The sequence below is a fragment of the Sphingomonas sp. P3_C6 genome (genome assembly GCF_056402595.1).
This window is the reverse complement of sequence record NZ_JBFUHB010000001.1, coordinates 357,254-383,030: the sequence shown is the minus strand read 5'-3', so window position 1 is coordinate 383,030 and position 25,777 is coordinate 357,254. Positions and strand designations below refer to the sequence as shown.

The following is a 25,777-nucleotide window of genomic DNA, read 5'->3' as shown; positions in this document are numbered from 1 at the left end:
AGCGGCTTAGAAAACCCCCAGGAACTTCTTCTTCTGTTGCTTGCGTTCCCCTGGAGACTTTTTCCCGTTCTCCGCCTTGGCCGTCGTGCCATGCCCGACATCGTCGCGCGGCTGGCCCTTCGTGGTGCGCTGCGCCGTTGCGGTCGCGCCCGATAGCACCGGCCCGCACGCCGCGCTCTTCGCATCGCCGACATCTACAAAGGCGAGGACGCCGGCGATCGGGCTGGCAATCAGCGATAGTCCAAGGCCTGCGCCTGCTCGCGTCAGGAGTTGCGGACTGATGACGTTGATGCCGGGCTTGGCGAAATAGCCGTTCAGGCCAACCGGAGACTGGCCCGAGATAAGGCTGAACTTCTTGCCATCGGCCCGGAAGGCCAGGTCGAGCGATTCGTTGCGAAAGCTGAAACCGCCGCGTCCCAGGATCACGTTCTTCTTGGTATCGATCAGGATCGGGTCGGCCGCGGCCACCCCGCGCCGCACGGTGAAGGCGATCAGCCCGCAATTGATCTGCACCGGTTCCTTCAATTTCCCTTCGAACATCTTCTGGACGAAAGTCCCGATATCGAGCTCGGATAGCTGGATATTACGCGTCCAGAAGCTGCCCGCTGGAATGATGATCGCGATCCGCCCGTTCGCGGTCGACAGCGATTCGTGCACGGTGTCGCCGTCCCCGGCCAGCTGGATCCGCGCCTTTACCGTGCCGCTGGTGCCGGCCTCGTCGACACCATAGCCAGCCAGAAGCACCCCCATCGGCGTGGGCGACAGCCGGATGTCGTAATCGGTATGCACCACCGGCCGGCGCGCGTTGATCTTGATGTCCGACACGACATGGCCGCGCGCCATGTCGAAGGTCAGCGGCGATAGCGTCAGCAGGCTGTTGTCGAGCCCGAGCGTCAGGTCGATGTTCGATACCGGTACGCTCTTCGCCCGCAGCGTCCGCACCTTATACTGCACGTCGGCGTCGAAATTGCGCAGCGAATCGACCCGCAGGGTTGCATTGGGCAGCAGCCGGGGGGCGCCGCCGACCTGGGTGATCACGCCGGCCTTGCCCTTGGCGGCCACGACATCGGGATTATAGCCGATGAACGGCGCCACATCGACGATGTCGAGCGTGCGGGTCGCCAGGGTCGCGGTGATCTTCATCCGCGGCTCCACCAGCGCCACGTTCAGCCTGCCGGCGATGTCGCTATCCCCGAAACGGCCGTGAAGACCGGTGAAGCGATAGTCATTGCCCGATTTGGTCAGCGCGGAATCGAGCCGATAGGACCGGGTCTCCGGCACCGCCACGCCGATCACGCTGAACAGGTCCGCGATGTTCGTTCCCCGCGCGGTGACCTTCAGGTCGGCACCGTCGATCCGCGTCGGCGCATCGAGCGTGCCCGCCACATCGATCAGGGTACGTGCCGCCTTGATGTGCAGGTCGAGCTGATTCTTGCCGTTGGTCACCGTCGCATTGGGCGTCAGCATCGCGCCGTACAGGGTAAACGGTGTGGTGCGCACCGTGCCCGTGCCGGTGAACTGGATCGAGCTCTCGAATCGCGTGTCGCTCGCCTTGATCGTCTTGAAGGAGAGGTCGGCCGACAGCCGCAGCTTCGGATCGACATAGCGCAGCGTCGTGCCCGCCACGGTCGCGCGGCGGATCAGCGGCATCTCGAATGGCTTTCCCTTGCCCTCGGTGAAGGTCCAGGTGCTGGACTTGCGGTCCTTCGACCATTCCAGGTCGACCGCGCCGTCGAGCATGTCGAGCCAGCGAATCCGGCGATTGCCGAGGACCAGCGGGAAGGTCGCGATTCGCGTGTCGATTCGTTTCGCCTCGAACAGATTGGGTTTCGAAGCCCATGCCGGGTTGGAGATCGTCATGCCCTCGGCGACGAAATGGATGTTGATCGGATCGAAATAGAGCTGGAAGTCGCCCGGCACTTTCACCACGCGGTGCGTCATCGCCGCGACGGTGCGCTCGAACGGATGCTTCAGGAACCGGCCCTTGGTGATGTACAGGATCAGCCAGGCAAGGAAGATCGTGCCGATGATTCCAAGCACCACGTTGCGCACGATTCGCCATGGCTTCGACAGCCGGCGCCGGGTACTTGGCGCAACCGTTGCCGATTCGGCGACGACGGGCTGTTGTTCAGCTCGCTCGCCGGGCGTTTCTTCGGCGTGATCGGTTTTTGGCGGTGAATCCATCGCCCTCCAACCGTTCGCGCACTCGGCAAGTTCCAAATGGTTGCATTTGAGGGCGCGTGCCGCTATGCGCCCGCCTTTCCGCGAGTAAGAGGAACTGCCCGGCCGGTATGGGCTGCCGTGGCCGTTCATAGATCGTGGCGAATATGAAGGAGACGAAAATGCCCAAACTCAAGACGAAGAGCGGCGTGAAGAAGCGCTTCACGCTCACCGCCACCGGAAAGCTGAAGCACGGCGTCGCCGGCAAGCGCCACCGCCTGATCAGCCACAACGGCAAGTATATCCGCCAGAACCGCGGCACCTCGGTCCTGTCCAAGGCAGACACCGCAACCGTGAAGGCCTGGGCGCCTTACGGTCTGAGCTGAACTGGAGGATATAGAGAATGGCACGCGTAAAACGGGGTGTAACCACCCGCGCAAAGCATAACCGGATCCTCGATCAGGCGAAGGGCTATTATGGCCGTCGCAAGAACACGATCCGCATCGCCCGTCAGGCCGTCGAAAAGGCCGGCCAGTACGCCTATCGCGACCGCAAGGTTAAGAAGCGCTCGTTCCGTGCGCTCTGGATCCAGCGCATCAACGCGGCCGTCCGTGTCGAAGGCCTGACCTATGGCACCTTCATGCACGGCCTGAAGCTCGCCGGCGTCGAACTCGACCGGAAGGTCCTGGCCGACATCGCGATGCACGAAGGTGCGGCATTTAGCGCCATCATCGCGCAGGCGAAGGCGGCTCTGCCCCAGGCCGCCTGAGCGACCTGTAGCGACCGGAACATGGGGCGCGGGTGGATTGCCACCCGCGCCCTTTTTTCATCGTCGTTCCTGCATTTTTTCTCGTCATTCCCGCGAAGGCGGGAATCCATACCCGCAAGGGGTGCGGCAAGGCGCGGATCGGTTGGAAGGGGGACGATATGGAGAGGCAGCCCTGTGTCTACATCCTCGCAAGCGGCAAATGCGGCACCCTCTACATTGGGGTGACCTCAAATTTGCTGGCGCGCATGCAGCAGCATCGCGAAGGGTTGATAAAGGGTTTCACCTCTCGCTACGGCGTCACGCGGCTGGTTCACTATGAGATGGCGGACTCGATGGAAGCCGCCATCTGGCGTGAAAAGGCACTGAAAAAGTGGAACAGGGACTGGAAGCTCAACCTGATCGAAGCGTCCAATCCCGACTGGAGCGATCTGGCACTCGGCCTGGGTTTTCCACCCTTGCCATCGACCAGGATTATGGATTCCCGCCTTCGCGGGAATGACGGAGCAGCAGAATGACCGATCTCGACCAGATGCGTGACAATCTGCTCGCCGCCGTTGAGGCGTCGGGCGGGCTCGACGCGCTCGAAACCGTCCGCGTCGGTGCGCTGGGCAAGCAGGGCACGATCACCGGCCTGCTCAAGACGCTCGGCGGCATGTCGCCCGAACAGCGCCTCGTCGAAGGCCCGCGCATCCAGGGCCTGCGCGAGGCGGTGACGAACGCGATCGCCGCCAAGAAGGCAGCGCTCGACCGTGCCGATCTCGACGCGCGCCTTGCCCGCGAGACGCTCGACATGACCTTGCCTGCCGATGGTGTGGGTATGGGCAGCGTCCACCCGGTCAGTCAGGTGATGGACGAGCTGGCGGAGATTTTCGCCGATCTCGGCTTCGCAGTGGCGACGGGTCCGGAGATCGAGGACGACTGGCATAATTTCACCGCGCTCAACATCCCGGAGACTCATCCGGCGCGCGCGATGCACGACACCTTCTACTTCCCGGAAAAGGAAGGGGAGCAGAAGATGCTGCTCCGCACCCACACCTCGCCGGTGCAGATTCGCGCAATGAAGGCGGCGGGCGGCAACAAGCCGATCCGCATCATCGCGCCCGGCCGCACCTATCGCTCCGACAGCGACGCCACCCACACCCCGATGTTCCATCAGGTGGAAGGACTGGTGATCGACAAGGGCATCACGCTCGGCCATCTCAAATGGACGCTGGAGACCTTCCTCAAGGCGTTCTTCGAGCGCGACGATATCGTGCTGCGCCTGCGCCCGAGCTACTTCCCCTTCACCGAGCCGTCGGCCGAGGTCGATGTCGGCTTCAGCCTCGTGAACGGCAAGCGCGTGATCGGCGGGTCGGATGGCTGGATGGAAGTGCTCGGCAGCGGCATGGTCCACCGCAAGGTGATCGAGGCCGGCGGCTATGATCCCGACGAGTGGCAGGGCTTCGCCTTTGGCTGCGGCATCGATCGTCTGGCGATGCTGAAATACGGCATGGACGATCTGCGCGCCTTCTTCGACGGCGATATCCGCTGGCTGAAACATTATGGATTCGCGGCACTCGACGTGCCCACTTTGTCCGGGGGAGTCGGGGCATGAAGTTCACCCTGAGCTGGCTCCAGGAGCATCTGGAGACGACCGCAGACCTCGACGCCATCGTCGAGGCGCTGACGCGCGTCGGCCTCGAGGTCGAGGGCGTGGAGAATCCGGGCGAGAAGCTCGCTGCCTTCAAGGTGGCGAAGGTGCTGACCGCCGCGCCGCATCCACAGGCCGACAAGCTTCAGGTGCTGACGGTCGATGCAGGCGACGGTCCACTTCAGGTCGTGTGCGGCGCGCCCAATGCCCGTGCCGGCCTGGTCGGCGTGTTCGGCCTGCCGGGCGCGGTCGTGCCGTCCAACGGCATGGTGCTGAAGGTCGCGGCGATTCGCGGCGTCGAATCGAACGGCATGATGTGCTCGACCCGCGAGCTCGAGCTTGGCGAGGATCATGACGGCATCATCGAACTACCCGCAGACGCGCCGATCGGCACCGCCTTTCCGGACTATGCCGGCCTCAACGATCCGGTGATCGACGTCGCCATCACCCCCAACCGCCAGGATTGCATGGGCGTGCGCGGTATCGCGCGCGATCTCGCCGCCGCCGGCCTCGGCACGCTCAAGCCGCTGAAGGTCGATGCCGTGGCTGGCGAGGGCGCCGGTCCCGACGTGCGCACCGACGACACGGATGGCTGCCCGGCATTCTTCGGCCAGTCGGTTGCCGGCGTCACCAATGGCGAGGCGCCCGACTGGATGCGCCGCCGCCTGACCGCGATCGGGCAGAAGCCGATCTCGGCACTGGTCGACATCACCAATTATGTGATGATCGATCTCGGCCGACCGCTCCACGTCTATGACCGCGCGAAGCTCTCGGGCGGCCTCGTCGCGCGCCGGGCCAGGGCGGGCGAGACGGTACTCGCGCTCAACGGCAAGACCTATGCGCTCGAAGAAACCATGACGGTCATCGCCGACGACGCCCATGTCCATGACATCGGCGGCATCATGGGCGGCGAGGAATCCGGCGTGTCGGCGGATACCACCGACGTGCTGATCGAATGCGCCTATTTCGATCCCGACCATATCGCCCGCACCGGCCAGAAGCTGGGGCTGACCAGCGACGCCCGCGCCCGGTTCGAACGCGGCGTCGATCCGGCGTTCCTCGAAGACGGCCTCGCCATCGCCACGCGGCTCGTGACCGAGATCTGCGGCGGCACGGCCAGCGGCATAACGCGCGCCGGCACCCCGCCGGTGACGCCTCGGGTCATTGCCTATGACACCAACCGTGCCGAGACGCTGGGCGGCCTCGCCATCGCGGCCGACCGGCAAAAAGCGATCCTCGAAAGCCTCGGCTTCACGGTCGATGGCTCGTGGACCGTGACGGTGCCGAGCTGGCGCCGCGACGTGGACGGCTCGGCCGATCTGGTCGAGGAGGTCATCCGCATCGAGGGCATCGACAAGGTGCCGCCAGTCCCGCTCGATCGTTTGCCCGGCGTCGCCACGCCGACCGCCACGCCCGACCAGAAGCTCGAACGCCGCGCCCGCCGCGCGGCCGCAGCGCGCGGCCTCAACGAGGCGGTGACGTGGAGCTTCCTGTCCGAGGCCGAAGCAGCACCCTTTGGCGGCGGTGCCTGGAGCCTCGCCAACCCGATCAGCGAAGACCTTAAGGTCATGCGCCCGTCACTCCTCCCCGGCCTGCTTGCCGCGTCGGAGCGCAACCTGAAACGCGGCGCGCAGACCGTCCGCCTGTTCGAGATCGGCCGCCGCTATCTGGCGGACAAGGAACGCCCGACGCTCGGCGTCGTCCTCGCCGGCGAGGGCCGCGCACGCGGCTGGCAGCAGGGCAAGGCAGCCCCCTTCGACGCGTTCGATGCCAAGGCGGAGGCGCTTGCGCTGCTCGCCGCGGCCGGTGCCCCGGTCGAGAATCTGCAGGTGATGGGAGAGGCCGGGGACGCCTGGCACCCCGGCCAGTCCGGCACCCTGCGCCTCGGCCCGAAGACGGTGCTCGCCGCGTTCGGCATGATCCACCCGCTGACGGCCCGCGCCTTCGATCTCGACGGCCCGGTTGCCGCGGTCGAGCTCTATCTCGATGCGATCCCGGGCAAACGCTCCGCTGGCTTCATGCGCCCGGCCTATGCGCCCCCCGCGCTGCAGGCGGTCCGCCGCGACTTCGCTTTCCTCGTTCCGGCTGAGCTCGGCGCGGACACGCTGCTGCGCGCGGTGAAGGGCGCTGACAAGGCGGCGATAACCGGCGTGCGGCTGTTCGACATCTTCACCGGCGCAGGTGTCGAGGAAGGCCAGAAGAGCCTCGCGCTCGAAGTCACCCTCCAGCCCGGCGAGAAGAGCTTCACCGACGAGGAGCTGAAGGCGGTGGCCGACAAGGTCGTGGCTGCGGCGACGAAGCTGGGGGCCAGCCTGCGGGGTTAGCTATCCCATCACCGTCACTCCGGGCTTGTCCCGGAGTCCACCGTTCCGCAAACTCACGGTTGAAGAGTGTGCGGGACAAGTCCGGCATGACGGCGGTGTGAACCGGGAGATGTACGTGACCGACCTGATCGAAATCGCCTCCTCGGGCCTCTCCGCCGTGATCAACCCGTTCGGCGCCGAACTCACGCATCTCCGCGACGCCCATGGCCGCGACCTGATGACCGATGCCGACCCGGCCTTTTGGACGGGCCACGCCCCGATCCTTTTCCCGATCGTCGGCCGCCTGAACAAGGACGTCCTCCGCATCGACGGCACCGACTATCCGATGAAACAGCACGGCTTCGCCCGCCGCATGCCCTTTGCCGTGACCGCACAGGAACCGGACCGCGCCGTCTTCCGCCTCACCGACAGCGAAGAAACCCGCATCGCCTATCCCTTCGCGTTCGCGCTCGATCTCACCTTCCATATCCAGGGAGCGACGCTCCAGATCGAGGCGCGGATCGAGAATCGCGGCGAGACCGTCATGCCCGCCAGCTTCGGCTGGCACCCGGCCTTTGCCTGGCCCTTGCCCTATGGCGAACCCCGCGAAGACCACCGCATCCGGTTCGATACCGACGAGCCCGATCACCTCAAACAGATCGTCCCCGGCGGCCTGATCGGCGCCACACCGCGCCCGTCCCCGTTGGACGGTCGCACGCTGCATCTGAGCGACGACCTCTTCACCAACGACGCGCTGATCTGGGATCCGGTCCGCTCGCGTCGCGTCACATACGGGGCGCAAACCGGTCCCCAACTCGACATCGCCTTTCCCGATACCGCGAAGCTTGGCATCTGGACCAAGCCCGGTGCGCGCTTCCTCTGCATCGAGCCATGGCACGGCATCGCCGACCCCGAAGGCTTCAGCGGAGACTTCCGCGACAAGCCCGGAATCTTCGAGATCGCGCCCGGCGGCACCTGGACCTGCGCCCTGCACGTGACGTTGACCGCGTAAGGCGCTAGGGGCGCTGCGATGACTGGAATTTCCGACCGCCGCACCTTCGCGATCATCTCGCATCCTGACGCGGGCAAGACGACGCTCACCGAAAAGCTGCTCTATTTCGGCGGCGCGATCCATCTCGCCGGCGAGGTGAAGGCGCGCGGCCAGAATCGGCGTGCCCGCTCCGACTGGATGAAGATCGAGCAGCAGCGCGGCATCTCGGTCACCTCCTCGGTGATGACCTTCGAGAAGGACGGGCTCACCTTCAACCTGCTCGACACGCCGGGCCATGAAGACTTCTCGGAAGATACCTATCGCACCCTGACGGCGGTCGATTCGGCGGTGATGGTCATCGACGCGGCGCGCGGCATCGAGGCGCAGACCCGGAAGCTGTTCGAGGTCTGCCGCCTGCGCTCGGTCCCGATCATCACCTTCGTCAACAAGGTCGATCGCGAGGGCCGCGATCCGTTCGAACTGCTCGACGAGGTCGCCGACATCCTTCAGCTCGACGTGTGCCCGATGAGCTGGCCGGTCGGCATGGGCAGCGATTTCGAGGGCGTCTACGATCTCTACGCCAACACGCTGAGCCAGCCCGAGGGGCCGTCGCGCGAATATATGGGCAAGCCGCTGCATTTCACCGGCCTCGATGATCCGGCGCTGGCCAAGGTCCTGTCCGAGGACGGCCTGCAGAAGCTGCGCGACGAAGCCGAGCTGGCCCAGGGTGGCTATTCGACCTTCGATGCCGACGCCTATCGTCGCGGCGATCTTACCCCGATCTATTTCGGCTCGGCGCTGAAGGATTTCGGCGTGGCCGAACTGATCGGCGCGCTCGGCCAGCACGCGCCGGGGCCGCGGCCCCAGCCGGCCGAGCCGGCTGCCATCGCCCCGGACTATGCCGAAGTCACCGGCTTCGTGTTCAAGGTCCAGGCGAACATGGATCCGCAGCACCGCGACCGAATCGCCTTCATGCGGCTCTGCTCGGGTACCTTCAAGCGTGGCATGAAGCTGACCCCGACCGGTCACGGCAAGCCGATCGCGATCCACTCGCCGATCCTGTTCTTCGCGCAGAACCGCGAGCTTGCCGACGAGGCGTTCCCGGGCGACATCATCGGCATCCCCAATCACGGCACGCTCCGCGTGGGCGACACGCTCAGCGAAAAGGCGACGATCCGCTTCACCGGCCTGCCGAACTTCGCGCCGGAAATCCTGCGCCGCGTGGCACTCAAGGATCCGACCAAGACCAAGCAGTTGCGCAAGGCGCTCGACGATATGGCCGAGGAGGGCGTGACTCAGGTCTTCTATCCGGAGATCGGCTCCAACTGGGTGATCGGCGTGGTCGGCCAGCTCCAGCTCGAAGTGCTGCTCTCGCGCCTCGATGCCGAGTACAAGGTCGATGCCGGGCTGGAGATGGCCCCGTTCGACACCGCCCGGTGGGTCTCGGCCGAGAATCCCGCGGACCTCAAGGCCTTCATGGACCTCAATCGCGCCTCCATGGCCAAGGACCGCGACGGCAACCCGGTCTATATGGCGAAGACGGCGTGGGATGTGGGCTATGTGGCGGACCGCTATCCCAAGGTGAAATTCGCCGCGACGCGGGAACGCTGATCCAAAGCAAGCCGTCACCCCGGCCTTGTGCCGGGGTCCATCGTGGTTCGAGCGCTGGGCTTCATGATTGAGCACAGCGTTCGCGGAAGCATGGATGCCGGAACAAGTCCGGCATGACGAATTGGCTTAATCCACCCAATCCTTCCGCAGCGGCTTGGCCCCAAGCCACATCAGCAGCGCCGCGACCAGATACAGCACCAGCCCGCTCAGCATCGAATAGCGCAACGCCTCGTCCCCGAGCCGCTTGGTCAGCCCGTCGGAAAGCGCCCCCAGCGCAAAGCTCCCCGCGCCAAGCCCGATCAGATTGTTGATGAACAGGAAGCTCGCCGAGGCGGTTGCCCGCATATGCGGCGGTACCAGGTGCTGCACGGCGGTGATCACCGGCGCCAGCCAGACATAGGCAAGCGCCTGCGGCACCAGGAAGAACAGAAAGGCCGCCGTCGCGGAGGACGACAATATGCCTGCCGCGAACAAGGGCACCGCGATGACGAAGGCGATGGCCGGCGCCCGGGCATAGGCTGCCCGGTCCTTCGTGCCGAACCTGTCACCGATCATCCCGCCGAGAAGCACCCCCGGCACGCCGCCGAGTAGCAGGATCGCCCCATAGAAATAGGAGACGTCCTGAAGCTCGAGATGGAAGCTCCGCTTGAGCAAGGAGGGCAGCCAGAAAGCCAGCCCATAGCCGAGCATCGAACTGGCCGAGGCCCCGAAGGCAAGCAACCAGAAGCTCGGCTTGCGCGCCAGGATCGCGAACACGCGCCGTACCGGCTCGGTCGCTGCGATGGCACGGTCCCGGGCCGGCTCGCGCACGATCAGCCGGAACAGCGGCGCGATGGCGACGCCGGCCAGCCCTACCACGACGAATGCCGCCCGCCAGTCGACCGTTGTTGCGATATAGCCGCCGAGCAGCACGCCCGCTGCCGATCCCAGCGGAATGCCCAGCGAATAGATCGCCAGCGCCCGCGCCCGGCTCTCAGGCGGGAAGGTGTCGGCGATCACGGCGTAGGAGGGTGCGACACCGCCGGCCTCTCCGACACCGACGCCGAGTCGTGCGCCGAACAATTGCGCGAAATTCCCCGCCCAGCCGCACAAGGCCGTGAAGGCGCTCCATACGCCGAGGCTGATCGTGATCGTCCAGGTCCGGCTCGTCCGGTCGGCGATCCAGGCGAGCGGGATCGCCAAGGTCGAATAGAGCAACGCAAAGGCCAGCCCACCCAGCACGCCGAGCTGCGTATCGGTCAGGCTCAGCTCGGCCTTGATCGCCGGAACCAGGATGCTGAAGATCTGCCGGTCGACGAAGTTGAAGGTATAGACCAGCAGCAGCATGGCCAGCGCCAGCGCGCGATATCCGCGGGAATCGGTCTCGGTCATGCGCGCCCTTTGCCCATCTATTCGTCGTCACCCCGGACTTGTCCCCGGGGGCCACCGTGCCGCGAGACCCGCCGCCCATGCTCGCGCGAAGCGGTGGATGCCGAAACGAATCCGGCATGACGGATATTTCCCTGTTCCGCCAAAAAAGGAACCGGGCATTCCTTCTCGACACCCGGTACCGCCATGCCGCTCGCGATCGGCTCAGAACTTCGCGGTCAGCGTCCCGAACACTTGGCGCGGATTGCCGTAGAAGGCGGTCGCGATGCCTTCCTTGCCCAGGGTCGGGACATAAGGCCCGTTCGGGACCGGCACATTTGCCAGATTGATCGGCGTGCCCGCAATGTCGGTGCGGATATACTGGTATCCTGCCGTCTTGTAGATCTTGTTTGTCAGGTTCTTGCCGTGCACCCCGATCGAGTAACGCCCGTTGCCGAAGGTGTAGGTCAGGTGCGCGTCCCACAAGGTATAGGCGGGCTGGTCGAGGAACGGGCTTGCCGTCTCGAACTGATGGGTCAGGCTGCGATAGGATAGCACGGTCGAGGCGTTGACCGATCCCGATCCGACCCGGACATTGCCGCCGAGCGTGCCCGACAGGGTCCAGTCGGGCGTGTTCTGGAACACGCGGTCCTTGGCGACGTCGGTGCCGGTCGGGCCGATGAAGGTCTTGTATTTGGCCTGCATGTATCCGAGCGTCCCGGCGAAATAGAGCGAGGAGCCGGGTCCGGCGAAATCGCGCGCCAGGGTCGCATTGGTCTCCAGCTCGACGCCCTTGATCGTCGCCTTCGCCGCATTGGTGGTGATGCCGCAGAAGGACTGGACGCCGCCGATCAGGCAGCCGACCGATCCCGGCACCTGCACATTGCTGTAATCGGAATAGAATCCGTCCAGCGCCCAGGTCAGCCGCCGGTCGAACGCCGCGCCCTTCCATCCGATCTCATAGGTCTTCACGACCTCGGGATCGAAGGAGAGATAATTGTAGATGTCCTGATAGCTGGCCTTGGCTCCCGGCGCCGGGTTGCTGACCGGCGCCGACGTGCCGGAGCCGCGCGGATCGAACCCGCCGCCCTTGAAGCCCTCCGAATAGGATGCATACAGCATATGACCCTCGACCGGCTTGAAGCTGATCGACGCCCGCGGCGTGAAGCGCTTGAAATTGGCCGTGCCACGGAAATCGGTCGATGGCGCACCCAGCAACAGCGGGTTGCCGCCGAAATCGGCGCTCATGCCGAGGTAGCTCGCCTTGAATATATAGGACTGGCGCTGGTCCCAGGTGTAGCGGCCGCCCAGCGACAGGCTGATCTGCGGCGTGAAATCATAAGTGAAGTCGCCATAGATCGAGCTGGTCTCGGTCCGCACATCGCCCTTGGTATTGGCGTTGAAGCCCGGGCTGGTCGTCGACAGCAGCACGTCGAAGGTCGTGCTCGCCTTGGCACCGAGATAATAATAGCCGATCAGGCCGTTCAGCTTCTCGCTCTTGTAATGGAGCTGGAATTCCTGGCTGGTCTGCTCGTTGCGATAGACCGCCGGCACGTCGACATCGACCGCGGGCAGCGCGTCGAAGTCGATCGGCGTGAAGGACCTGTCCTTGCGCCATGCGCTGATGCTCTTCAGCGTCAGATGATCGGTCAGCTCGGCGCTTGCCGTCATGGAAAGGCCGCCGGCCTGGATATTCTGCTTCGGGTTGTTGAGGCCCGCGCGGGTGTCGAACACGTTCGCCTGGACCGGTGCGCCGGAGGCGATGCCCGGGATCAGGCGGTATCCGTTGCGCGGGTTGGACTTGTCCTCGGTGTAATCCCCGGTGATTCGCACGAACAGCCGGCTGTCGGGCGATTCGAACTCGATCGTGCCGCGGCCGGCCCAGATATTCTTGTCGTAATTGTCGATGCCCAGATAGGTGTTCTTGCCGAAGCCATCGCGCGTAAGCCGTGCCCCCGACACGCCGATGCGCACCATGTCGTTGATTGGGGTCGAGACGCTGATGATCCCGTCGGCCTGGTTGTACGATCCATAGGTCGCCTTCAGAGTCGCTTCGAAATGGTCGGGCAGCCGCTTGGTGACATATTTCACCGCGCCGCCGATCGTGTTGCGGCCGTACAGCGTGCCCTGCGGCCCGCGCAGCACCTCGATCCGGTCGACGTCATAGATATCGAGCACGGCGGCCTGGGGGCGGTTGAGATAGACGTCGTCGAGATAGATGCCGATGCCCGCCTCGAACCCGGGGACCGGATCCTGCTGGCCGACGCCGCGGATGAAGGCGGCGAGCGTGGAATTGGTGCCGCGCGCATTCTTCAACGTGGTGTTGGGGGTCACATTCTGCAGGTCGGTCAGATCGACCGCGCCGGTCCGCTCGAGCTTGCTGGCCGAAAAGGCGGTGACGGCGACCGGCACATCGAGCAGCGTTTCCTCGCGGCGGCGCGCGGTAACGACGATGTCGCCTTCATTGACCGCTGCGGCCTCGGGCGCAGCCGCCGGGGCGTCCTGCGCCATGGCAGGGCTAGCCATCAGAGCGACGATCGCGGCGCCGGCGTTGAGCAATGAACGCGCGGAATAAAGGCGTGACATGAGCTATCCCCTCCTGCGGCGCTGCTTGAATGCACCGGTTTCGATACCGGGTTGTGCGCCAGTCGAAGGCGCTATACTGAAACCTGAACCAGGTTTCAACTTGGGAATGGGAGGGAGCCTGAAATGGCAGTTGCCAAATGACGGACAAGACCGGCGAACCGGCAACGGTGGCGGGACTTTCAAGAGGCGATGCGGCGCTGGTCGCCAGCGAGGGCAAGGCGCCGCGTACCGAACGCGGCCGAAAGACTTTACGCGCGATTCTCGACGCCGCGGCGACTGAGTTTGGCGAGCGGGGTTTTCACGAGGCATCGATCAGCGGCATCACGCGCCGCGCCGGTGTCGCGCTCGGCAGCTTCTACACCTATTTCGATTCGAAAGACGCGGTGTTCCGCGCGCTGGTCCGCGACATGTCGGACCAGGTCCGGGACCATGTCGCCCCGGCGATCCGCGCCGCGCCCGACCAGATCGCCGCCGAGCGCGCCGGTCTGCGGGAATTCATCGCCTTCGTGCGCGGCCACAAGGAGATCTACCGGATCATCGACGAATCCGAATTCGTCGATCCGGAGAGTTTCAGGCTTCACTATGCCGTCACGGCCGATCGAATCGCCGCCCGCCTCAAGGCAGCGGCGGGGCGCGGCGAGATCAGCCCTGACGTGTCGGAGGTCCATGCCTGGGCAATCATGGGCATGAACGTGTTTCTCGGCCTGCGCTACGGCGTGTGGGCGGACGACGCGTCGCCCGACCAGGTTGCCGATGCGATCGCCGAGATGCTCGCCCGGGGGATCGGCGCGCGCTGATCGGCTGAGTCGCTTGTATCCCTCCGTTCGCCATGAACTCGTCGGCCTTGGCCCAACGGCCGTTCTATCGTCGGGCAAGGGCGAAGAAACGGATCGAGGCGGGCCGATTCAAGCACAGCCCCGTCCGTGGCAGCGAGTGGCTGTCGATACGCCCGCGGCATCGCTCGATCCGCTCTTTGCCATTGTCAGTTGGTGGAGAGTTTCGCGACGTAGCAGCGGAAAGAAGCCGCGATTCTGCAGCGTTTCGACATGGTTTTTCCCGCTGTTATCGCATAACAGGGAAAACGTAACCAAGCCGTTGAAAAGGCCGCGGGAATCCTGCCGCAGTTCCAACATGACAGCGGAAGAAAAAAGCGGGTGCCGATACCCGAATCGTGTCAGACGAATCGGTGTGGTTCAGGCCCTGCTCGAATCGTCCGCAAGCGCCTCGGCAAGCGACTCGCGCACCGACCGAATCGCGGCGAGATCCGCCCCGCCGGCCGGGTCGTCGGACGTGTGCGGCAGGCTCACCGGCACGCGCTTGCGTTCGTCCGACAGCAGCTTCTGCACGCCCCTGATCGTATAGCCCTCAAGGTTGAGCAGGCTGTTGATGCGTGCGACCAGCGCGACATCCTCGGGACGGTAATAACGACGCTTGCCGGCGCGCTGGAGCGGCCGGAGCTGGGGAAAACGCGTCTCCCAATAGCGCAATATATGTTGAGGCAACCCGGTCTCGCGGGAAAGCTCGCCGATCGTCCGGAATGCGCCGGCCGCCTTGTCGGGCACGCCGGCCATGACGGGGTCAGCCCGCGCTGACGATGCGATCGCGCATCATTTGGCTGGCGCGGAAGGTGAGCACGCGGCGCGGTGCGATCGGCACTTCGACACCCGTCTTGGGATTGCGGCCGACGCGTTCGCCCTTGTCGCGCAGCACGAAGGTGCCGAAGCCCGAGATCTTGACGTTCTCGCCCTTGGACAGTGCTTCGCACATATGGTCGAGTATATTCTCGACCAGTTTGGAGGAATCGGCCCGGGATAGCCCCACCTGATGGTGCAGCGCCTCGGCCAGATCAGCTCTCGTCAACGTCCCCACAGGTGCCATCCGCTACCCTCCCCAGAGTGGCAAGAACTTAGTCTAACACAATGATGCTATGGACTGAAAGGGCTTTGTTACACTGTGAAAACGGCGTGTGGCCGTTCGCCGGCTCAAATTGCCCTAAAGTCGGACGACTGCGGCGCCCCAGGTGAAGCCGCCGCCCATTGCTTCGAGCACGATCAACTGGCCCGGCTTGATACGTCCGTCGCGTACCGCAGTGTCGAGCGCAAGCGGCACCGATGCTGCCGAGGTATTGGCATGCTGGTCGACGGTGACGACGACCTGTGCCGGATCGAGGCCGAGCTTGCGCGCGGTAGCGTCGAGGATTCGGGCGTTGGCCTGATGCGGCACGACCCAGTCGACATCGCCCGAGTCGAGACCGGCGGCGGCAAGCGATTCGGTCATCACTGCGGCCAGGTTGACCACGGCATGGCGGAACACCTCGCGCCCCTTCATCCGAACCTTGCCGACGGTGCCGGTGGTGGAAGGACCGCCATCGACATAGAGCAACTCGTTATGGCGCCCGTCGGCATGAAGCCGGGTCGCCAGGATGCCGCGCTCGCCATCGCCCTCTTCGCCCTCGAGCACGATCGCGCCGGCGCCGTCGCCGAACAGGACGCAGGTGGTGCGGTCCTCCCAGTCGAGGATTCGGCTGAACGTCTCGGCACCGATCACCAGCGCGCGCCGGTGCGCCCCGGCGCGGATCATGCAATCCGCGACCTGCACCGCATAGAGGAAGCCGGAACAGACCGCGGCAACGTCGAACGCGACGCAGTCGTTGATGCCGAGCATCGCCTGCACCTTGGTGGCGGTCGCCGGAAAGGTCTGGTCCGGCGTTGCCGTCGCCAGCACGATCAGGTCGATCTCCTGGGCGGTGCGGCCGGCGGCGGCGAGCGCTGCCTTGCAGGCGTCGGCGGCAAGCGTGCCCGTCGTCTCGTCGGGGCCGGCGATATGGCGGAAACGGATGCCGGTGCGTTCGACGATCCATTCGTCGGACGTGTCGACGGTCTCGGACAGTTCTTCATTCGACACGCGGCGCGCGGGAAGCGCTGATCCGGTACCGGTGATAATCGATCGAATCACGCTGCCTTTGCCTCGAAATTCCCCAGGTCTTTGCTGATGCACCGGGTCAGGTCGTCGCGCACCATCTTGGCGGCGGCGGCGATCGCGGTCGCGACCCCCAGCTCGTTGGCGCCGCCATGGCTCTTCACCACGATGCCGTTCAGGCCAAGAAAGACCGCGCCATTGTGATTGTTCGGATCGAGATGGTGGCGTAGCAACTCGGTAGCCGGCTTGGAGATCAGGAAGCCGACCTTCGAACGGAGCGAGCTGCGGAACGCGCGCTTGAGCAGATCGGCGACGAACCGCGCCGTGCCCTCCGCCGTCTTCAGCGCGATATTGCCGGAAAAGCCGTCGCAGACGATCACGTCGACGTCGCCGCGCGACAGCCGGTCGCCTTCGATGAAGCCGGTGAACGTCATCGGCAGGTGAGTCGCATCGCGCAGCGCCTGGGCCGCGTCGCGAATCTCCTCGGTGCCCTTCTGGTCCTCGCTGCCGATATTGAGCAGCGCGACTCGAGGCGATTCGAGATCGAGATTGGTGCGCGCATAGGCGGCGCCCATGACCGCGAACTGCACCAGGTTGCGCGCATCGCATTCGGTGTTCGCGCCGAGATCGAGCACGACCACGTCGTTCTCGCCCAGCGTCGGCAGCATCGCGGCAAGCGCGGGGCGATCGATGCCGGGCAGCATGCGTAGCGACAGCTTGGCCATCGCCATCAGCGCGCCGGTATTGCCTGACGACACGGCGGCGCCGGCACGGCCCTGCTTCACCATGTCGATGGCGACGCCCATCGACGTCGTCTTCGCACGCCGCAGCGCCTGGCTCGGCTTCTCGCTCGAACCGACGACGCCGGGGGCGTGGACGATCTCGCTATGCGCGGTCAGGTTGGGGTGCGTCTTCAGGCCCTCGCGGATCTGTGCCTCGTCCCCTACCAGGATGAAGCGCATATCCTCGAAGCGCCGGCGTGCACGTGCAACGCCGGCCAGCATCACTGCCAGGCCTTCGTCGCCGCCCATTGCGTCGACGGCGATCCGGGAGCTGTTCGACACGCGGCTGGCCCCCTGTTGGACGGTCTGGCTCAGCCTTCGACCGAAACGATCTCACGGCCATTATAATGGCCGCACGATCCGCACAGATTGTGCGGGCGCTTCAGTTCGCCGCAGTTCGGGCACTCCTGGAAGGAGTCGATGCTCAGCGAGTCGTGGCTGCGACGCATGCCGCGCTTGGACGGCGTAGTCTTTCTCTTGGGGACGGCCATTTCGGCGAAACCTTGTCTTATCTTTGGGTCAACAGCGCGGTACGCCCGGACGGACGCCAGCGCAACCGACGCTTCCGTCAGCCGCGGTAGGCACCTGCGGCCGGACGCATCGCGAAGCGTGCGCCTATAGCGATTCGGGCGAACGTTGCAAGCACGGCGAAGGACTGCCACGCTCACGCACCATATTCAGGGGGACAGAAAATGAATCCGATCATGCTGCCGATCACGCTCACGACCGCCGGGGCGACCGCGCTGATCGCGCTGTGGCTCGCCCTCCGCACCGGGGGCGTGCGGCAAAAGGCGAAGGTCAGCATCGGCGATGGCGGCGACGCGGCGCTCATCTGCCGCATGCGCGCTCAGGCGAACTTCACCGAATATGCGCCTTTCATCCTGATCCTGATCGCGCTGATCGAATTCAGCGCCGGCACCTCGACCTGGCTCTGGGTGGCGAGTGTCGCCTTCCTCGTCGCGCGACTCCTCCAYCCGCTCGGCATGGACGGCATGAAATATGGCCGCTCGGTCGGCACCGGCATCACCTTCGCCCTGCTCATCGGTCTCGGCCTCTACGCGATCAGCGTGCCGCTGATCGCCAAGCATGATGCGAAGCCCATCGTGATCGAGACCGTTCCGGCGGCAGGATGAGTCGACAACCTCTCCCGTTGCGGGAGAGGGGAATCATGCCGCCATCGCCCGATCGCTCACGAACATGTTGTGCTGCCGCTCATGCGCGAAATTGCTGGGTGGTCCATGGCCGGGAATGAAGGCGGTGTCGTTGCCGAGCGGCCAGAGCTTTTCGACGATCGACTGCAACAGGTCCTGATGGTTGCCGAGCGGAAAGTCGGTCCGGCCGATCGACCCCTGAAACAGCACGTCACCGACCAGCGCCAGCTTCGACGGCGCATGGTGGAAGATCACATGACCGGGCGTGTGGCCGGGCGTGTGATAGACGTCGAGCGTCAGCTTGCCGATCGTCACGGTGTCGCCTTCGACCAGCCAGCGGTCGGGCTCGAACACCACGCCGCGGATACCGTAGTTCTTGCCGTCCTCGTCGAGTCGCGCGATCCAGAACCGGTCCGCCTCGTGCGGCCCTTCGATCGGAACGCCATAGTCGTCGGCGAGCGGCTTGGCCTCGCCGCAATGGTCGATATGGCCGTGAGTCAGGATGATCTTTTCGATCGTCACCCCATGCTGGGTCGCGGCAGCCCGCAATTTGGGCAGGTCGCCGCCCGGATCGACAAAGGCACCGCGCATCGTCTCGGTGCACCAGATCAGCGAACAATTCTGCTGGAGCGGCGTGACCGGGACGATCGCCGCGCGGAGAGGGGGAAGAGCCATGGTGCCGAGGTAAGCCCCACTAGGCCTGCGGGCAAGCCTAGGTTCCCCACGTCCGCGGGCAAGCGTGGGCTTGCCGTGGCGGCGTCGCGGTTGCATTTGGCGAGCCCTTGATGCTCGCCCGTGAAACCGCCCCGTTCGTTCTGCTGGACGATGCCCGAGAGGATGCCGCGCCCACGCGGCTCTATCGCCGGCCGGTGCGCGTGGTCGAGGCGATGACCATCGCGGAGATATTGCCCGCCCTCGACTCGCTTCGCGCGGCGCGGGCGGCGGGGCTCCATGCTGCCGGTTTCCTGTCCTACGAGGCTGGCGCGGCGTTCGAGCCGGTGCTTGGCGCGCCGATCACCGACGGCAGGCCCCTGCTCTGGTTCGGCCTGTTCGAAAGCTATGAGGAGATCGCGCCCGGCGACGTGCCGACGCTGCTGCCCGATCCGGCCGGGGCATGGATCGCCCCGCCCGAACCCGGGATCGACCAGGCGGCCTATGACGCGCAGTTCTCCCGCGTGCTCGATCTGATCGCCGCGGGCGACGTGTATCAGATCAATCTCAGCTACCGCGCGACGGTGCGCCATGCCGGCAATCCGCTGGCGCTTTATGCGCAGCTCCGCGACCGGGCACGGGCCGGTTTCGGCGCGCTGATCGACACCGGCCGGGACATGGTCCTCTCGCTCTCGCCCGAGCTGTTCTTCGCGCTCGAGGCCGGCCGGCTCACCTGCCGCCCGATGAAGGGCACGGTGCGCCGCGGCGCGACCCCCACCGAGGACGCGGCGCTTGCCGCCTCGCTCAGCGCCGATCCGAAGCAGCGGGCCGAAAACCTGATGATCGTCGATCTGATGCGCAACGATCTCTCGCGCATCGCGCGGCCGGGCAGCGTCGCGGTGCCGGCGCTGTTCACGGTGGAAACCTATCCGACCGTGCACACCATGGTCTCGACCGTCACCGCCGATCTCGCCGGGGAGCGCGACGCGATCGACGTGCTGGCCGCGCTCTTCCCCTGCGGCTCGGTGACGGGCGCACCTAAGATCCGGGCGATGCAGGCGATCGCCGAGGTCGAACAAGCCAGCCCGCCGCGCGGCGTCTATACCGGGGCGATCGGAAGGCTGGACGCGGACGGCGATGCGATGTTCAACGTCGCCATCCGCACACTGGCGATCCGGCGCGGCGACGCGCATGGTTCGCCGGATGGCCCGTCTGTCGGATTGTTCGGCGTCGGCGGCGGCATCGTCGCCGATTCGAAGGCGCATGAAGAATGGGACGAATGCCTTGCCAAGGGTGATTTCCTGACCGGCGATTGCTCCTTCGACCTGATCGAGACCATGGCGTTCGATCCGGAGGCGGGCATGCCCCTGCTCGACCGCCATCTCGCGCGGATGAGGGCCAGTGCGGAACTGTTCGGTTTCCCGTTCGATCGCCACACCGCGCGCAACGAACTCCAGGCGGCGACCTTCCGCCTGCGCAAGCCCCGGCGGATCCGGCTGGTGCTGGCCCGGAGCGGCGCGATCGCGATCGAGGCATCGCCGCTGCCCGCGACCCCGGCCGAGCCCGTCTCTATCGCCCTGGGGCCTTTGCCGGTCGACCCGACCGATTTCCGTCTGCGCCACAAGACCAGCGACCGCGCTTTTTATGGCCGTCCGCCGTCCGGCTGCTTCGACACACTCTTCGTCGATCCCGACGGCTATCTGACGGAAGGCGGCATCACCTCGATCTTCGTCGAGCGGGCCGATGGGGTGCTGGTGACCCCGCCGCTCGCGCGCGGATTGCTGCCTGGCGTCCTGCGCGCCGAACTGCTCGCCAACGGTCGAGCGGTCGAGGGGGACCTGACCGCTTCGGACCTGACCGGTCGCTTTTTTATCGGAAATGCGCTCCGGGGCCTGATTTCCGCCATTGTTGCGGTTGCGAACGGAACCGGGCCGGGTCTATAGCCGCGCCGCTTCCAGACAAAGGCGCCCATTTCATGCAACCATCCGCCGCGCTCGCTCGCATCAAGCCTTCGCCCACGCTCGCGATCACCTCGCGCGTGCAGGAATTGCAGCGTGCCGGTGTCGATGTGATCGGCCTGGGTGCGGGCGAACCCGATTTCGATACGCCCGACTTCATCAAGGAAGCCGGCATCAAGGCGATCCGCGACGGCAAGACGAAATACACCAATGTCGACGGCACGCCCGAGCTGAAGGCGGCGGTGATCGCCAAGTTCAAGCGCGACAACGACCTGACCTATACCGCTGACCAGATCACCATCAACGCCGGCGGCAAGCACACCCTGTTCAACGCGATGGTCGCGACGCTCGATGCCGGTGACGAAGTAATCGTGCCTGCGCCTTACTGGGTCAGCTATCCGGACGTCGTCCTGTTTGCCGGCGGCACACCGGTGTTCGTGGCGGCAGGCGCCGACCAGGGATACAAGCTGCGCCCCGAGCAGCTCGAGGCGGCGATCACGCCGAAGACCAAATGGGTCATCATCAACTCGCCGTCCAACCCGACCGGCGCCGCCTATAGCGAAGCCGAGCTCAAGGCGCTTGGCGAGGTGCTCGAGCGGCACCCGCATGTCTGGATCTTCGCCGACGACATGTACGAACATATCGTGTTCGACGATTTCCGCTTCACGACGATCGCGCAGGTCTGTCCCTCGCTCTTCGATCGTACGCTGACCGCGAACGGTTGCTCCAAGGCCTATGCGATGACCGGCTGGCGGATCGGTTTTGCCGGCGGTGCGCCCTGGCTGATCAAGGCGATGGCCAAGCTACAGTCACAATCCACTTCGAACCCCTGTTCGATCGCCCAGGCGGCGTCGGTCGCGGCGCTGACCGCCGATCAGGGCTTCCTCAAGCAGCATGCGGCCTTGTTCCAGTCGCGCCGCGATCTGGTCGTGTCGATGCTCAACCAGGCGAACGGCATCACCTGCCCGCGGCCGGAGGGCGCCTTCTATGTCTATCCGGAATTTTCCGCGTTGATCGGCAAATCGACCCCCAAGGGCCAGCTGATCGACACGGACGAGGCGATGGTCGCCTATCTGCTCGACGAGGCGAAGGTCGCGGCGGTGCAGGGTGCGGCCTTCGGCCTCTCGCCGGCGATGCGCATCAGCTACGCGACCTCCGACGAGCTGCTGCGCGAGGCATGCGAGCGTATCCAGACGGCCTGTGCCGCCCTGCGATAAAAAATAGCCAGCTTCCGTTCATCCGGACGACGCAAAAAGCTGGCTGCGTAACGAGTCGGCGCCGTGCCGGGCGCCTGCGAAAATATGAAGGTTGAGTGGCGATGCGCGCTATTCTGAAGGAAGCGTTTTTCTGGCGATTCGCGGGCGGGTTCGTCATCGGCGCGATCGGCCTGCTGATCCTGCAGCCCGCTGACGCCATGGTCCTGGTCGACGATCTGGCGACGGCGATCCACGCTCTTCCCTGACCGTGCACTTCCGGTTCAGCCGGGAGTTCCTACATCGTCTTCGAGGCCAATCGAAAGACGATCCCATGATCAAGACCCTGTTAGCCGCCACGGCCGCCGCCGGCGTGGCCTTTGCCGCCCTGTCCGGTGGCGTCGCCAATGCCGAGCGCGCCGTGCCGATCCCCGTCGCGACGCAGGATGTGCCGAAGGCCGCCGGGCTCCAGACAGCGGTGCTGGCCGGCGGTTGCTTCTGGGGCATGGAGGCAGTGTTCGAACGGGTGAAGGGCGTGCGCGCGGTCACCGCTGGCTATGCCGGCGGGACCGCAGCGACCGCCACCTACGATCAGGTCAGCACCGAGACGACACGTCATGCCGAGGCGGTGAAGATCACCTTCGATCCGGCGCAGGTCAGCTACGCAACCCTGCTTCGCGTCTATTTCTCGATCGCGCACGATCCGACCGAGCTCAACCGCCAGGGCCCGGATACCGGCACCAGCTATCGTTCGGCGATCTTCCCGCAGTCGCCGCAACAGCGCGCCGTGGCCGCGGCCTATATCGCCCAGCTCGGCAGGGCCCGCGCTTTCCCGGCGCCGATCGTGACGAAACTGGAAAGCGGCGGCTTCTTCCCGGCCGAGGCCTATCACCAGAATTTCTACGACCGGAATCCCCGCCACCCGTACATCGTTCAGTGGGACAAGCCGAAAGTGGCCGCGTTCAAGTCCGGTTTCCCGGCGCTCGCCAGACCTATCTAGGCAGCCAGGGGGAACCTGAGCAGCCGATCCTCCACGGGTACCAGCGCCTCCGCCCCGGCGCCGACCGCACGGACGATCTCCGGATGGTCGGCATCGAGCCCGCCGGTCAGCGTGCCGAACGCCGGCAGGATCAGCTTGGTCGATGTCGCGACGAAACAGCGGCGCGAGACCTGGCGGCCGCGCACTCGCACCCGCAGCTTGGGATGGAAGTGGCCGGACAATTCGGGGCGGGTTTCGCGGCGGTCGGCTTCATGGCGCAGCATCAGCCCGTCAACCAGCGCTTCGTCCATCACCTCGCCGCCGCACCGGTCGATAGACCGGTCGTGATTGCCGGTGATCCAGATCCAGCGTCGCGTACCGGTCAGCTCGCGCAGCAGCTTCTGGGCGTCGGCCGGCAACCGCTCGCACCCGGCCGAGTCGTGGAAGCTGTCGCCCAGGCACCAGATTTCAGCCGCACCGGTCTGCTCGGCCAGGGCACCGAGTGCGGTCAGGGTCGCGATCGTATCATATGGCGGCAGCATCTGGCCGCGAATCGCGAACCAACTCGCCTTCTCGAAATGCAGGTCGGCGACCAGCAACGCGCGGCGCGCAGGCCAGAAAAGCGCCCCTTGCGGCAATGCGATCAGATCGTGACAGGCGAACGAAAAGGGAACCATGGTCTTGCTATGCAGCGATCGGCTCCCCAGATCAACGGCTTGCGGCAGTGCAACAATAGCGCTTGCGCTGGCCAGCAACAGGCGTAAAGCGCGCCGTCCTCCTCGGCAGGCCATTGTCTCATGTCCTCAGTCCCTGAAACAACGGGGCATTTGCATCGGCCCCACCCGGCGATGCTGGCACTCACCATCGGCGCGATCGGCGTCGTCTTCGGCGATATCGGCACCAGCCCGCTCTACGCGTTTCGCGAGGCGCTGGCGCAGTCGGCGCAGGACGGCATCGACGCGAGCGAAATCCTCGGCGTGCTCAGCCTCGCGCTTTGGACGCTGACGATCGTCGTCACCTTCAAATATGTGCTGTTCCTGATGCGCGCCGACAATCAGGGCGAGGGTGGAGTGCTGGCGCTGACGGCTCTCGCGCGGCGGGCCCTCGGGCGGCGCTCGATGATCGCGCTGGTCCTGGGCGCGGCCGGCGCGGCGCTTTTCTATGGCGATGCGATCATCACCCCGGCCCTGTCGGTGCTGTCGGCGGTCGAGGGGCTGCGGACGATTCCCGGGGCCGGGACGCTGGTCGGCGAACACACCATCCTGTTCCTCACCATCGCCATCCTGATCGCCTTGTTCATGATCCAGTCGCGCGGCACCGCGCATGTCTCCAGCCTGTTCGGGCCGGTCTGCATCCTATGGTTCCTGACGATCGGCGGCATGGGCCTGTGGCATATCTGGGACGAGCCTTCGATCCTGCGCGTCGTCTCGCCCTGGTACGGGATCGAGTTCATGATAACGCACGGCGTCACCGGGCTGTTCGTGCTCGGGGCGGTGTTCCTGACCGTGACCGGCGCCGAGGCGCTGACGGCGGACATGGGCCATTTCGGCGCCGCGCCGATCCGCCTCGGCTGGTTCGTGCTGGCCTTCCCGGCGCTGATGCTCAACTATCTCGGCCAGGGTGCCTTTGCGCTCAATGCGCTGGAAGCGGCGTCGAGCCAGCATGTCGCCTTCGCCAATCAGGACTGGTTCTTCCTGATGGCGCCCGATGCTTTCCGTCCGTGGCTGGTCCTGCTCGCCACCCTGGCGACGATCATTGCCAGCCAGGCCGTGATCACCGGCGCCTATTCGCTCACGCAGCAGGCGATTCAGCTCGGCCTGTTGCCGCGCCTGCGCATCCGCCAGACCTCGGCACGGCATTCTGGGCAGATTTATCTGCCCTCGATCAACTGGCTGTTGCTGATCGGCGTGCTGGTGCTGGTCATCCAGTTCCGCACCTCCTCGGCGATGGCGGCGGCGTACGGTATCGCGGTGACCGGCACGATGATCGTCACCACCTGCCTTGCCTATATCGTCGCGCGGCATCGCTGGAACTGGTCGCGGCCGCTGGCGCTCGCCGTGATCCTGCCCTTCTTCGTGCTCGACACGATCTTCTTCGGCGCGAATATCCTGCGCGTGATCGAGGGCGGCTGGGTGTCGCTGGTGGTCGCCGCGATGATCGGGCTGCTGATCTACACCTGGGTGCGCGGCCGGGGCATCGTCCGCGCGTTCGAGCAGCGCCAGAGCGTTCCGCTCGCCGATCTCGCCGCGGCGCTGAGCCGCCGCCCGCCGGAACGGGTCGAGGGCACGGCGGTGTTCCTGACGGCCAATCCGGAAAGCGCGCCGGGTGCGTTGCTGCATAACCTCAAGCACAACAAGGTGCTGCACGAGCGTAACCTGATCGTCAGCATCCGCACCGCCGACCGGCCGACCGTAGCACCCGAGGAGCGTGCGCGGACGACGCGGATCGACGATAATTTCTGCGCTGTCGTGCTGACCTATGGCTTCATGGAATCGCCCGACGTCCCGCGCGACCTCGGCCTCGAACAATCGGGCGCGAAGAAGCTGCTGAACCCGGCCAAGACCAGCTATTTCATCGGCCGCAACACGCTGAAGCCGGTCGCCAACCAGGGCATGCCGCTCTGGCAGGACCGCATCTTCATGTTCCTGCAGCGGAATGCGAGCGATCCGACCGACTTCCTGCGCATCCCGCCGGGCAAGGTGCTCGAACTGGGCGAGCAGGTCACGGTCTGACCGCACTCGCCCGGT

Annotated in this window: 24 protein-coding genes; 14 read left to right on the top strand and 10 right to left on the bottom strand. The window is 65.5% G+C overall.

Features of this window, described 5'->3' with window-relative positions:
- Positions 1–6: 6 nt before the first annotated feature.
- The gene (locus AC1DT7_RS01880) at positions 7–2,184 is read right to left on the bottom strand and encodes an AsmA family protein (protein WP_478033830.1); all 2,178 of its coding nucleotides are present in this window, start codon (positions 2,182–2,184) and stop codon (positions 7–9) included.
- Positions 2,185–2,342: 158 nt separating this feature from the next.
- Between AC1DT7_RS01880 and rpmI the strand changes: the two genes are divergently transcribed.
- The 7 genes from rpmI to AC1DT7_RS01845 all read left to right on the top strand — a co-directional run bounded on the left by rpmI (position 2,343) and on the right by AC1DT7_RS01845 (position 9,464).
- The gene (gene rpmI, locus AC1DT7_RS01875; RefSeq protein WP_272623764.1) at positions 2,343–2,546 is read left to right on the top strand and encodes a 50S ribosomal protein L35; all 204 of its coding nucleotides are present in this window, start codon (positions 2,343–2,345) and stop codon (positions 2,544–2,546) included.
- Between the two features lie 17 nt (positions 2,547–2,563).
- Entirely contained in the window at positions 2,564–2,929 is a 366-nt protein-coding gene (gene rplT, locus AC1DT7_RS01870; RefSeq protein WP_272623763.1) for a 50S ribosomal protein L20, read from the top strand.
- Between the two features lie 158 nt (positions 2,930–3,087).
- The gene (locus AC1DT7_RS01865) at positions 3,088–3,444 is read left to right on the top strand and encodes a GIY-YIG nuclease family protein (RefSeq protein ID WP_478034238.1); all 357 of its coding nucleotides are present in this window, start codon (positions 3,088–3,090) and stop codon (positions 3,442–3,444) included.
- The gene (gene pheS, locus AC1DT7_RS01860) at positions 3,441–4,523 is read left to right on the top strand and encodes a phenylalanine--tRNA ligase subunit alpha (protein ID WP_478033828.1); all 1,083 of its coding nucleotides are present in this window, start codon (positions 3,441–3,443) and stop codon (positions 4,521–4,523) included. The genes AC1DT7_RS01865 and pheS overlap by 4 nt, the downstream gene beginning before the upstream one ends.
- Positions 4,520–6,883: a phenylalanine--tRNA ligase subunit beta gene (gene pheT / locus AC1DT7_RS01855; protein ID WP_478033826.1), complete on the top strand. Its 2,364-nt coding sequence runs from the start codon at positions 4,520–4,522 to the stop codon at positions 6,881–6,883. Before pheS ends, pheT begins: the two co-directional genes overlap by 4 nt.
- A gap of 109 nt (positions 6,884–6,992) precedes the next feature.
- Positions 6,993–7,874 (top strand): aldose 1-epimerase family protein, encoded by an 882-nt coding sequence (locus AC1DT7_RS01850; RefSeq protein WP_478033825.1) that lies wholly within the window; start codon positions 6,993–6,995, stop codon positions 7,872–7,874.
- 18 nt (positions 7,875–7,892) lie between these two features.
- A complete protein-coding gene (locus AC1DT7_RS01845) occupies positions 7,893–9,464 on the top strand; it encodes a peptide chain release factor 3 (RefSeq protein ID WP_478033823.1) in 1,572 nt (523 codons plus the stop codon).
- A 126-nt stretch (positions 9,465–9,590) separates the two neighbouring features.
- Here the strand turns inward: AC1DT7_RS01845 and AC1DT7_RS01840 are convergent, their stop codons facing one another.
- Together AC1DT7_RS01840 and AC1DT7_RS01835 are read right to left on the bottom strand one after the other, a co-directional pair.
- Positions 9,591–10,835 (bottom strand): spinster family MFS transporter, encoded by a 1,245-nt coding sequence (locus tag AC1DT7_RS01840; protein WP_478033822.1) that lies wholly within the window; start codon positions 10,833–10,835, stop codon positions 9,591–9,593.
- Between the two features lie 201 nt (positions 10,836–11,036).
- The gene (locus AC1DT7_RS01835) at positions 11,037–13,397 is read right to left on the bottom strand and encodes a TonB-dependent receptor (RefSeq protein ID WP_478033821.1); all 2,361 of its coding nucleotides are present in this window, start codon (positions 13,395–13,397) and stop codon (positions 11,037–11,039) included.
- 137 nt (positions 13,398–13,534) lie between these two features.
- On the opposite strand from AC1DT7_RS01835, the gene AC1DT7_RS01830 reads away from it, so the two are divergent.
- The gene (locus AC1DT7_RS01830) at positions 13,535–14,194 is read left to right on the top strand and encodes a TetR/AcrR family transcriptional regulator (RefSeq protein ID WP_478033820.1); all 660 of its coding nucleotides are present in this window, start codon (positions 13,535–13,537) and stop codon (positions 14,192–14,194) included.
- Positions 14,195–14,590: 396 nt separating this feature from the next.
- On the opposite strand, the gene AC1DT7_RS01825 is transcribed toward AC1DT7_RS01830, so the two are convergent.
- From AC1DT7_RS01825 to rpmF, 5 genes are all read right to left on the bottom strand, one after another.
- Entirely contained in the window at positions 14,591–14,968 is a 378-nt protein-coding gene (locus AC1DT7_RS01825; protein WP_478033819.1) for a MerR family transcriptional regulator, read from the bottom strand.
- Between the two features lie 7 nt (positions 14,969–14,975).
- Complete coding sequence (locus AC1DT7_RS01820) at positions 14,976–15,275, bottom strand: integration host factor subunit alpha (protein WP_478033818.1); 300 nt, start codon at positions 15,273–15,275, stop codon at positions 14,976–14,978.
- Between the two features lie 114 nt (positions 15,276–15,389).
- A complete protein-coding gene (locus AC1DT7_RS01815) occupies positions 15,390–16,352 on the bottom strand; it encodes a beta-ketoacyl-ACP synthase III (RefSeq protein ID WP_478033817.1) in 963 nt (320 codons plus the stop codon).
- Positions 16,349–17,380: a phosphate acyltransferase PlsX gene (gene plsX / locus AC1DT7_RS01810; RefSeq protein WP_478033815.1), complete on the bottom strand. Its 1,032-nt coding sequence runs from the start codon at positions 17,378–17,380 to the stop codon at positions 16,349–16,351. Before plsX ends, AC1DT7_RS01815 begins: the two co-directional genes overlap by 4 nt.
- 29 nt (positions 17,381–17,409) lie before the next feature.
- Complete coding sequence (rpmF, locus tag AC1DT7_RS01805; protein ID WP_478033813.1) at positions 17,410–17,589, bottom strand: 50S ribosomal protein L32; 180 nt, start codon at positions 17,587–17,589, stop codon at positions 17,410–17,412.
- Between the two features lie 201 nt (positions 17,590–17,790).
- On the opposite strand from rpmF, the gene AC1DT7_RS01800 reads away from it, so the two are divergent.
- Positions 17,791–18,231 (top strand): MAPEG family protein, encoded by a 441-nt coding sequence (locus tag AC1DT7_RS01800; RefSeq protein WP_478033812.1) that lies wholly within the window; start codon positions 17,791–17,793, stop codon positions 18,229–18,231.
- Positions 18,232–18,264: 33 nt separating this feature from the next.
- Here the strand turns inward: AC1DT7_RS01800 and AC1DT7_RS01795 are convergent, their stop codons facing one another.
- Entirely contained in the window at positions 18,265–18,924 is a 660-nt protein-coding gene (locus AC1DT7_RS01795; RefSeq protein ID WP_478033811.1) for an MBL fold metallo-hydrolase, read from the bottom strand.
- A 110-nt stretch (positions 18,925–19,034) separates the two neighbouring features.
- Here AC1DT7_RS01795 and pabB point away from each other — a divergent pair, with 110 nt between their 5' ends.
- From pabB to msrA, 4 genes are all read left to right on the top strand, one after another.
- Positions 19,035–20,843 carry an aminodeoxychorismate synthase component I gene (gene pabB, locus AC1DT7_RS01790; RefSeq protein WP_478033809.1) on the top strand — a complete coding sequence of 603 codons (1,809 nt, stop codon included), beginning with the start codon at positions 19,035–19,037 and terminating at the stop codon, positions 20,841–20,843.
- 32 nt (positions 20,844–20,875) lie between these two features.
- Entirely contained in the window at positions 20,876–22,075 is a 1,200-nt protein-coding gene (locus tag AC1DT7_RS01785; protein ID WP_478033808.1) for a pyridoxal phosphate-dependent aminotransferase, read from the top strand.
- A gap of 101 nt (positions 22,076–22,176) precedes the next feature.
- Complete coding sequence (locus AC1DT7_RS01780; protein WP_478033807.1) at positions 22,177–22,320, top strand: hypothetical protein; 144 nt, start codon at positions 22,177–22,179, stop codon at positions 22,318–22,320.
- 65 nt (positions 22,321–22,385) lie between these two features.
- Positions 22,386–23,051 (top strand): peptide-methionine (S)-S-oxide reductase MsrA, encoded by a 666-nt coding sequence (gene msrA, locus AC1DT7_RS01775; protein ID WP_478033805.1) that lies wholly within the window; start codon positions 22,386–22,388, stop codon positions 23,049–23,051.
- On the opposite strand, the gene pdeM is transcribed toward msrA, so the two are convergent.
- Positions 23,048–23,707 (bottom strand): ligase-associated DNA damage response endonuclease PdeM, encoded by a 660-nt coding sequence (gene pdeM / locus AC1DT7_RS01770; protein ID WP_478033804.1) that lies wholly within the window; start codon positions 23,705–23,707, stop codon positions 23,048–23,050. The two genes, msrA and pdeM, sit on opposite strands and share 4 nt — an antisense overlap.
- Positions 23,708–23,878: 171 nt before the next feature.
- Between pdeM and AC1DT7_RS01765 the strand changes: the two genes are divergently transcribed.
- A complete protein-coding gene (locus AC1DT7_RS01765; RefSeq protein ID WP_478033803.1) occupies positions 23,879–25,762 on the top strand; it encodes a potassium transporter Kup in 1,884 nt (627 codons plus the stop codon).
- Positions 25,763–25,777 lie beyond the last annotated feature (15 nt).

What these genes read in the sequence shown, in the direction of transcription:
- AC1DT7_RS01880 (WP_478033830.1), bottom strand. Translation starts at nt 2,184, where the DNA reads ATGGATTCACCGCCAAAAACCGATCACGCCGAAGAAACGCCCGGCGAG.
- rpmI (WP_272623764.1), top strand. Translation starts at nt 2,343, where the DNA reads ATGCCCAAACTCAAGACGAAGAGCGGCGTGAAGAAGCGCTTCACGCTC.
- rplT (WP_272623763.1), top strand. Translation starts at nt 2,564, where the DNA reads ATGGCACGCGTAAAACGGGGTGTAACCACCCGCGCAAAGCATAACCGG.
- AC1DT7_RS01865 (WP_478034238.1), top strand. Translation starts at nt 3,088, where the DNA reads ATGGAGAGGCAGCCCTGTGTCTACATCCTCGCAAGCGGCAAATGCGGC.
- pheS (WP_478033828.1), top strand. Translation starts at nt 3,441, where the DNA reads ATGACCGATCTCGACCAGATGCGTGACAATCTGCTCGCCGCCGTTGAG.
- pheT (WP_478033826.1), top strand. Translation starts at nt 4,520, where the DNA reads ATGAAGTTCACCCTGAGCTGGCTCCAGGAGCATCTGGAGACGACCGCA.
- AC1DT7_RS01850 (WP_478033825.1), top strand. Translation starts at nt 6,993, where the DNA reads ATGTACGTGACCGACCTGATCGAAATCGCCTCCTCGGGCCTCTCCGCC.
- AC1DT7_RS01845 (WP_478033823.1), top strand. Translation starts at nt 7,893, where the DNA reads ATGACTGGAATTTCCGACCGCCGCACCTTCGCGATCATCTCGCATCCT.
- AC1DT7_RS01840 (WP_478033822.1), bottom strand. Translation starts at nt 10,835, where the DNA reads ATGACCGAGACCGATTCCCGCGGATATCGCGCGCTGGCGCTGGCCATG.
- AC1DT7_RS01835 (WP_478033821.1), bottom strand. Translation starts at nt 13,397, where the DNA reads ATGTCACGCCTTTATTCCGCGCGTTCATTGCTCAACGCCGGCGCCGCG.
- AC1DT7_RS01830 (WP_478033820.1), top strand. Translation starts at nt 13,535, where the DNA reads ATGACGGACAAGACCGGCGAACCGGCAACGGTGGCGGGACTTTCAAGA.
- AC1DT7_RS01825 (WP_478033819.1), bottom strand. Translation starts at nt 14,968, where the DNA reads ATGGCCGGCGTGCCCGACAAGGCGGCCGGCGCATTCCGGACGATCGGC.
- AC1DT7_RS01820 (WP_478033818.1), bottom strand. Translation starts at nt 15,275, where the DNA reads ATGGCACCTGTGGGGACGTTGACGAGAGCTGATCTGGCCGAGGCGCTG.
- rpmF (WP_478033813.1), bottom strand. Translation starts at nt 17,589, where the DNA reads ATGGCCGTCCCCAAGAGAAAGACTACGCCGTCCAAGCGCGGCATGCGT.
- AC1DT7_RS01795 (WP_478033811.1), bottom strand. Translation starts at nt 18,924, where the DNA reads ATGGCTCTTCCCCCTCTCCGCGCGGCGATCGTCCCGGTCACGCCGCTC.
- pabB (WP_478033809.1), top strand. Translation starts at nt 19,035, where the DNA reads ATGCTCGCCCGTGAAACCGCCCCGTTCGTTCTGCTGGACGATGCCCGA.
- AC1DT7_RS01785 (WP_478033808.1), top strand. Translation starts at nt 20,876, where the DNA reads ATGCAACCATCCGCCGCGCTCGCTCGCATCAAGCCTTCGCCCACGCTC.
- AC1DT7_RS01780 (WP_478033807.1), top strand. Translation starts at nt 22,177, where the DNA reads ATGCGCGCTATTCTGAAGGAAGCGTTTTTCTGGCGATTCGCGGGCGGG.
- msrA (WP_478033805.1), top strand. Translation starts at nt 22,386, where the DNA reads ATGATCAAGACCCTGTTAGCCGCCACGGCCGCCGCCGGCGTGGCCTTT.
- pdeM (WP_478033804.1), bottom strand. Translation starts at nt 23,707, where the DNA reads ATGGTTCCCTTTTCGTTCGCCTGTCACGATCTGATCGCATTGCCGCAA.
- AC1DT7_RS01765 (WP_478033803.1), top strand. Translation starts at nt 23,879, where the DNA reads ATGCTGGCACTCACCATCGGCGCGATCGGCGTCGTCTTCGGCGATATC.